General features: G+C 67.2%; 5 protein-coding genes. 4 read left to right on the forward strand and 1 reads right to left on the reverse strand.

What is annotated here, in order from left to right; translation table 11 throughout:
* Nucleotides 1–236: 236 nt before the first annotated feature.
* Nucleotides 237–2,129 carry a molecular chaperone HtpG gene (gene htpG, locus ABGA94_RS07210; RefSeq protein WP_375366847.1) on the forward strand — a complete coding sequence of 631 codons (1,893 nt, stop codon included), beginning with the start codon at nt 237–239 and terminating at the stop codon, nt 2,127–2,129.
* Between the two features lie 168 nt (nt 2,130–2,297).
* Here htpG and ABGA94_RS07215 read toward each other — a convergent pair whose 3' ends face one another.
* The gene (locus tag ABGA94_RS07215; RefSeq protein WP_065185205.1) at nt 2,298–2,597 is read right to left on the reverse strand and encodes a hypothetical protein; all 300 of its coding nucleotides are present in this window, start codon (nt 2,595–2,597) and stop codon (nt 2,298–2,300) included.
* A gap of 129 nt (nt 2,598–2,726) precedes the next feature.
* On the opposite strand from ABGA94_RS07215, the gene ftsY reads away from it, so the two are divergent.
* The 3 genes from ftsY to ABGA94_RS07230 all read left to right on the forward strand — a co-directional run bounded on the left by ftsY (nt 2,727) and on the right by ABGA94_RS07230 (nt 5,491).
* A complete protein-coding gene (gene ftsY, locus ABGA94_RS07220) occupies nt 2,727–4,007 on the forward strand; it encodes a signal recognition particle-docking protein FtsY (RefSeq protein WP_005416141.1) in 1,281 nt (426 codons plus the stop codon).
* An 84-nt stretch (nt 4,008–4,091) separates the two neighbouring features.
* Nucleotides 4,092–5,216, forward strand: coding sequence for an A/G-specific adenine glycosylase (gene mutY, locus ABGA94_RS07225; RefSeq protein ID WP_139726973.1), 1,125 nt, complete (start codon nt 4,092–4,094; stop codon nt 5,214–5,216).
* Between the two features lie 5 nt (nt 5,217–5,221).
* Nucleotides 5,222–5,491 (forward strand): oxidative damage protection protein, encoded by a 270-nt coding sequence (locus tag ABGA94_RS07230; RefSeq protein ID WP_005416139.1) that lies wholly within the window; start codon nt 5,222–5,224, stop codon nt 5,489–5,491.
* Nucleotides 5,492–5,637 lie beyond the last annotated feature (146 nt).

Consider the following 5,637-nt stretch of genomic DNA (forward strand, 5'->3'; position numbering starts at 1 on the left):
CCGTTGGCGCCATGGATGGCGCCATCGAGCCCCCATGGACGGGTTTACGGCGTGTCCTGCCAACCCACACCGCCCCGCCATCCCACGGATAGCCCGCTGTTGCTTCGGCTGTTGCTCTGGCCTCTGCGGGTGCCGGGCGCAGCCCGGCCGAACAACCCCTTGATTTCGGGACAATCACCCCTACCCCTTGGCGAGGCCGCACGCGCTGGCGCGGCATTGCACATGGAGCCCTATCGATGACCGAGACCACCCAGACCGAAACCCTTGGCTTCCAGACCGAAGTCAAGCAACTGCTGCAGCTGATGATCCACTCGCTGTACTCCAACAAGGAAATCTTCCTGCGCGAGCTGGTCTCCAACGCTGCCGACGCCGCCGACAAGCTACGCTTCGAGGCCCTGACCCAGCCGGCGCTGCTGGAAGGCGACAGCGAGCTGCGCGTGCGCGTCAGCTTCGACGCCGCCGCCCACACCATCACCATCGAAGACAACGGCATTGGCATGAGCCGCGCCGAAGCCATCGCCCACCTCGGCACCATCGCCAAGTCCGGCACCGGCGACTTCCTGCGGCAGCTGTCCGGCGACCAGAAGAAGGATTCGCAGCTGATCGGCCAGTTCGGCGTCGGCTTCTACAGCGCTTTCATCGTCGCCGACGAAGTGGAAGTGACCTCGCGCCGCGCCGGCCTGGCTGCGGCCGAAGGCGTGCGCTGGACCTCGCGTGGCGAAGGCGATTTCGAAGTGGCCACCGTCGACAAGGCCGAGCGCGGTACCCGCATCGTGCTGCACCTGAAGGACGGCGAGCACGACTTCGCCGATGGCTGGCGCCTGCGCAGCATCCTCAAGAAGTACTCGGACCACATCGGTCTGCCGATCCAGATGCCGAAGGAAGGTGGCGAAGAAGGCGCCACCGTCGAGTGGGAGACCGTCAACCGCGCCAGCGCGCTGTGGACCCGCCCGCGCACCGAGATCAGCGACGCCGAGTACACCGAGTTCTACAAGCACGTAGCGCACGACCATAGCGACCCGCTGGCGTGGAGCCACAACAAGGTCGAGGGCAAGCTGGAGTACACCTCGCTGCTGTACGTGCCCGGCCGCGCGCCGTTCGACCTGTACCACCGCGATGCGCCCAAGGGCCTGAAACTGTACGTGCAGCGCGTGTTCGTGATGGACCAGGCTGAGCAGTTCCTGCCGCTGTACCTGCGCTTCATCAAGGGCGTGGTCGATTCCAACGACCTGTCGCTGAACGTCTCGCGCGAGATCCTGCAGTCCGGCCCGGTCATCGATTCGATGAAATCGGCGCTGACCAAGCGTTCGCTGGACATGCTGGAGAAGCTGGCCACCGACAAGCCCGAGCAGTACGCCACGTTCTGGAAGGAGTTCGGCCAGGTGCTGAAGGAAGGCCCGGCCGAGGACTACAACAACCGCGAGAAGGTGGCCGGCCTGCTGCGCTTCGCCTCCACCCGTGGCGACGGCGATGCGCAGAGCGTGTCGCTGGCCGATTACATCGGCCGCATGACCGAAGGCCAGGACAAGATCTACTACCTCACCGGCGAGAGCTACAGCCAGGTGCGCAACAGTCCGCACCTGGAAGTGTTCCGCAAGAAGGGCGTGGAAGTGCTGCTGCTGACCGACCGCATCGACGAGTGGCTGATGGGCTACCTGACCGATTTCGACGGCAAGGGCTTCGTCGACATCGCCCGTGGCGATCTCGACCTGGGCGCACTGGAAACCGATGCGGACAAGCAGGCACAGGAAGCGGCAGCAAAGGACAAGCAGGGCCTGGTCGAGCGGCTCAAGACGGTCCTGGGTGACGAAGTGGCCGAGGTGCGCGTGTCGCACCGCCTGACCGATTCGCCGGCGGTGCTGGCCATCGGCGAGCAGGACCTGGGCCTGCAGATGCGCCAGATCCTGGAAGCCAGCGGGCAGAAGGTGCCGGACAGCAAGCCGGTGCTGGAGATCAACCCGGGCCATCCGCTGATCGCCAAGCTCGACGCCGAAGCCGATGGCGCGCGCTTCGACGACCTCGGCCGGGTGCTGTTCGACCAGGCCGCGCTGGCCGCCGGTGACAGCCTGAAGGATCCGGGTGCCTATGTGGCGCGCCTGAACAGGCTGCTGCTGGAGCTGTCGGCCTGATCGAGGCGGTGGTCGCCGGGCATGGCCCAGCGGTGCCTTGGTAGAGGCCAACCTTGGTTGACGCCCCAAAAGCGTGCCAACCAAGGTTGGCACCTACCAGAACGGGGTCTGCGTGCCAACCAGGGTTGGCACCCACCAGGGGCGGCGGTTCGGGCCTGCCGAGGGGGCTCAGGCTTCCCGATCCAGCAGCGAACCCAGCAACGGGTCCTGGCGGCGGATCACCGAGGCATTGGCGGCGAAGGCCACCACCTCGGCTTTCGCCGCCAGCAGATCTCCCAGCGGTGCACCGACATCAGCGCCGGCGGCAGTCACCGAGGCCTGCACCCCACCCTGTCCAGTGGCACCGCGCTGCAACTGCAGGCGCTGCGCATCGGGGGTGGCCAGATTGGCCACGTTGTGCGCTGCCACCTGCACGCCCTGCTGGGCCGCACGCATCCCGCCGAGGGCGATTCCCATCACGTTGTTCATGGCGGTCTCCAGGCCGCTCCGCGCAACCCTCCGGACCGGTTAACGGCCGGCCGGCCGCGACCTTGAGTCCACATCGGCCCGACAGGCCCGAGTGGTAGCATATCCCTCTGATTTCAGCGCCTTTTGCCAATGCTCAGTTTTTTCCGCCGCAAGAAGCCCCAGGATGCCCCCACCACGGAGGCGTCCAAGACCCAGCACTACTCGGCTGAAGAGCTGGCGGCGGCGTTCCCGTCGGCCGCCCCGGCCGAAGACGCACCCACCGCCGCGGTGGTCGAAGCCAATGCACCCGCACCTGCACCGGAATCGGCCCCGGTCGCCGAAGTGCCTGCCGTGCCAGCTGCGCAGCCGGCCACCGCGCCCGAGGACGTCCAGGCTGAAGCGCTCGCTGCGGCCGCTGTGCTGGCTCCTCTGGCTCCGGTCATTCCGGTCGAGGAACCCACCGCCCCGGCCACCGACCTGCCTGCGCTGGTGGATGCCCCTCCGGCGCCCGCCGGCAAGCCCGGCTGGCGCGAGCGCCTGCGCAACAGCGTCATCGCGCGCAGCTTCGGCGGCCTGTTCTCGCGCAACCCCAAGCTCGACGACGATCTGCTGGACGAGCTGGAAACCGCCCTGATCACCGCCGACGTCGGCGTGGGCGCCACCACCGATCTGGTCGAGGGCCTGCGCAAGCGCATGAAGTCGCGCGAGTTCGCCGACGCCAATGCGCTGCTGGCCGCGCTGCGCGCCGAGCTGATCGCGATCCTGCAGCCGGTGGCCAAGCCGCTGGTGATCGACCGCAATGCCAAGCCCTTCGTAGTGCTCACCGTCGGCGTCAACGGCGTCGGCAAAACCACCACCATCGGCAAGCTGGCCAAGCGCTTCAAGGATGACGGCCACAGCCTGATGCTGGCTGCCGGCGATACCTTCCGCGCCGCCGCCGTGGCCCAGCTGCAGGCCTGGGGCGAGCGCAACGGCGTGGCCGTGGTTGCGCAGGGGCAGAACGCCGATGCTGCTTCGGTGGCATTCGACGCGCTGCAGGCCGGCAAGGCCCGCGGCACCTCGGTGCTGATCGCCGATACCGCCGGCCGCCTGCACACCCAGTCCGGGCTGATGAACGAGCTGGGCAAGATCCGCCGCGTGCTCGGCAAGATCGACCCCACCGCCCCGCACGAGGTGCTGATGGTGATCGACGGCACCACCGGCCAGAACGCGCTGTCGCAGCTGCGCCAGTTCAATGCCGCAGTGAACGTGACCGGCCTGGTGGTGACCAAGCTGGACGGCACCGCCAAGGGCGGCGTGGTGTTCGCACTGGCCCGCGAGTTCGGCATTCCGATCCGCTTCGCCGGCATTGGCGAGCGCCCGGAAGACCTGCGTGTATTCGACCCGGAAGCCTTCGTCGACGCCCTGCTGCCCGAAGCATTGGGCGCCTGATACACCGTGCAGCCACGCATGGCGTGGCTCTACTGCGATCTGGTAGAGCCACCCCATGGGTGGCTGCCTCCTTCCGGAACACTCATGCCCCGCCAGCCGCACGCCAGCGCCGACACTGCCAAGGAAGACGACTTCGTCGCCCGCCTGCTGCACTGGTTCGACGACCACGGTCGCCATGACCTGCCCTGGCAGCACCCGCGCAGCCCCTATCGGGTCTGGTTGTCGGAGATCATGCTGCAGCAGACCCAGGTGGCCACGGTCATCCCGTACTTCCATCGGTTCCTGCAGCACTTCCCAACCCTGCCCGAGCTCGCCGCCGCCAGCAATGACGCGGTGATGGCGCAGTGGGCCGGGCTCGGCTACTACGCCCGCGCACGCAACCTGCATGCCGCCGCAAAGCGCTGCGTGGAACTGCACGACGGCGACCTGCCGCGCGATTTCGATGCATTGCATGCCCTGCCCGGCATCGGCCGCAGCACCGCCGGTGCGATCCTCAGCCAGACATGGAACGATCGGTTCGCGATTCTCGACGGCAACGTCAAGCGCGTGCTCAGCCGCTACCACGGCATCGACGGCTTTCCCGGCCTGCCGGCCATCGAGAAACAACTGTGGGCGATTGCCCAGGCGCACGTCGCGCAGGTGCCGGCCGGGCGCATGGCCGATTACACCCAGGCGCAGATGGATCTGGGCGCGACGGTATGCAGCCGGGCCAAGCCGGCCTGCGTGATCTGCCCGCTGCAGGACGCGTGCGTGGCGCGGCGCGAAGGCCGCACCGCTGAACTGCCCACGCCCAAGCCCAGCAAGACCCTGCCCGAACGCGAAGCGGTCGCCCTGCTGCTGCGCGACGCCCAGCAACGCGTGCTGCTGCAGAAGCGGCCGGACACCGGCATCTGGGCGCAGCTGTGGACGCTGCCGCAGGCCGAGGCCGGCAGCGACCTGCAGGACTGGTTCGACGCACATGTCGACGGCTCGCTGGAAGATGCAGAGGAACTGCCGGTGCTGCAGCACACCTTCAGCCACTACAGGCTGCACCTGCAGGTATTGTCACGGAAGGTGCGCGGCCTGCGTGTGGAAGAACCCACGCTGCGCTGGGTCGCCAACGACGAGCTACCCGCATTGGGCCTGCCGGCACCGATCCGCAAATTGCTCGACGGCGCCACGATCAAGACGCCGAAACGAAATTCCAGCAAACCCCGTAACCACGAGTGAATGCCATGCCCCGAACCGTCTTCTGCCAGTACGAACAACGCGATGCCGAGGGCCTGGACTTCGTGCCCTACCCCGGCGAGCTGGGCCAGCGCATCTTCAACAACATCGGCAAGCAGGCCTGGGCCGCGTGGCTGGCCCACCAGACCATGCTGATCAACGAGAACCGGCTGTCGCCGCGCACGCCGGAACATCGTGCGTTCCTTGAAGGCGAACTGGTCAAGTTCCTGTTCGAGAAGGACGCGGAAAAGCCGGCCGGCTTCACCCCGGAAACCTGACAACCCAAAAGGGGACGGAGGGGATTAAGTCGTTTGTGGCACAAACGACTTAATCCCCTCCGTCCCCTTTTTCGATCATTTCGCCGGTGCGGTGTTTTCCTCGCGCTCCTGCACCTGCGCCTGGCGCAGCTCCTGCTCGGACGCGC

The sequence above is a fragment of the Stenotrophomonas sp. 3diitr2024 genome, assembly GCF_042136455.1.
Lineage (GTDB): Bacteria > Pseudomonadota > Gammaproteobacteria > Xanthomonadales > Xanthomonadaceae > Stenotrophomonas > Stenotrophomonas sepilia.

Bases quoted from the DNA above. Each gene is read 5' to 3' on its own strand.
- ABGA94_RS07230 (WP_005416139.1), top strand. From the start codon at position 5,222: ATGCCCCGAACCGTCTTCTGCCAGTACGAACAACGCGATGCCGAGGGC.
- mutY (WP_139726973.1), top strand. From the start codon at position 4,092: ATGCCCCGCCAGCCGCACGCCAGCGCCGACACTGCCAAGGAAGACGAC.
- htpG (WP_375366847.1), top strand. From the start codon at position 237: ATGACCGAGACCACCCAGACCGAAACCCTTGGCTTCCAGACCGAAGTC.
- ABGA94_RS07215 (WP_065185205.1), bottom strand. From the start codon at position 2,597: ATGAACAACGTGATGGGAATCGCCCTCGGCGGGATGCGTGCGGCCCAG.
- ftsY (WP_005416141.1), top strand. From the start codon at position 2,727: ATGCTCAGTTTTTTCCGCCGCAAGAAGCCCCAGGATGCCCCCACCACG.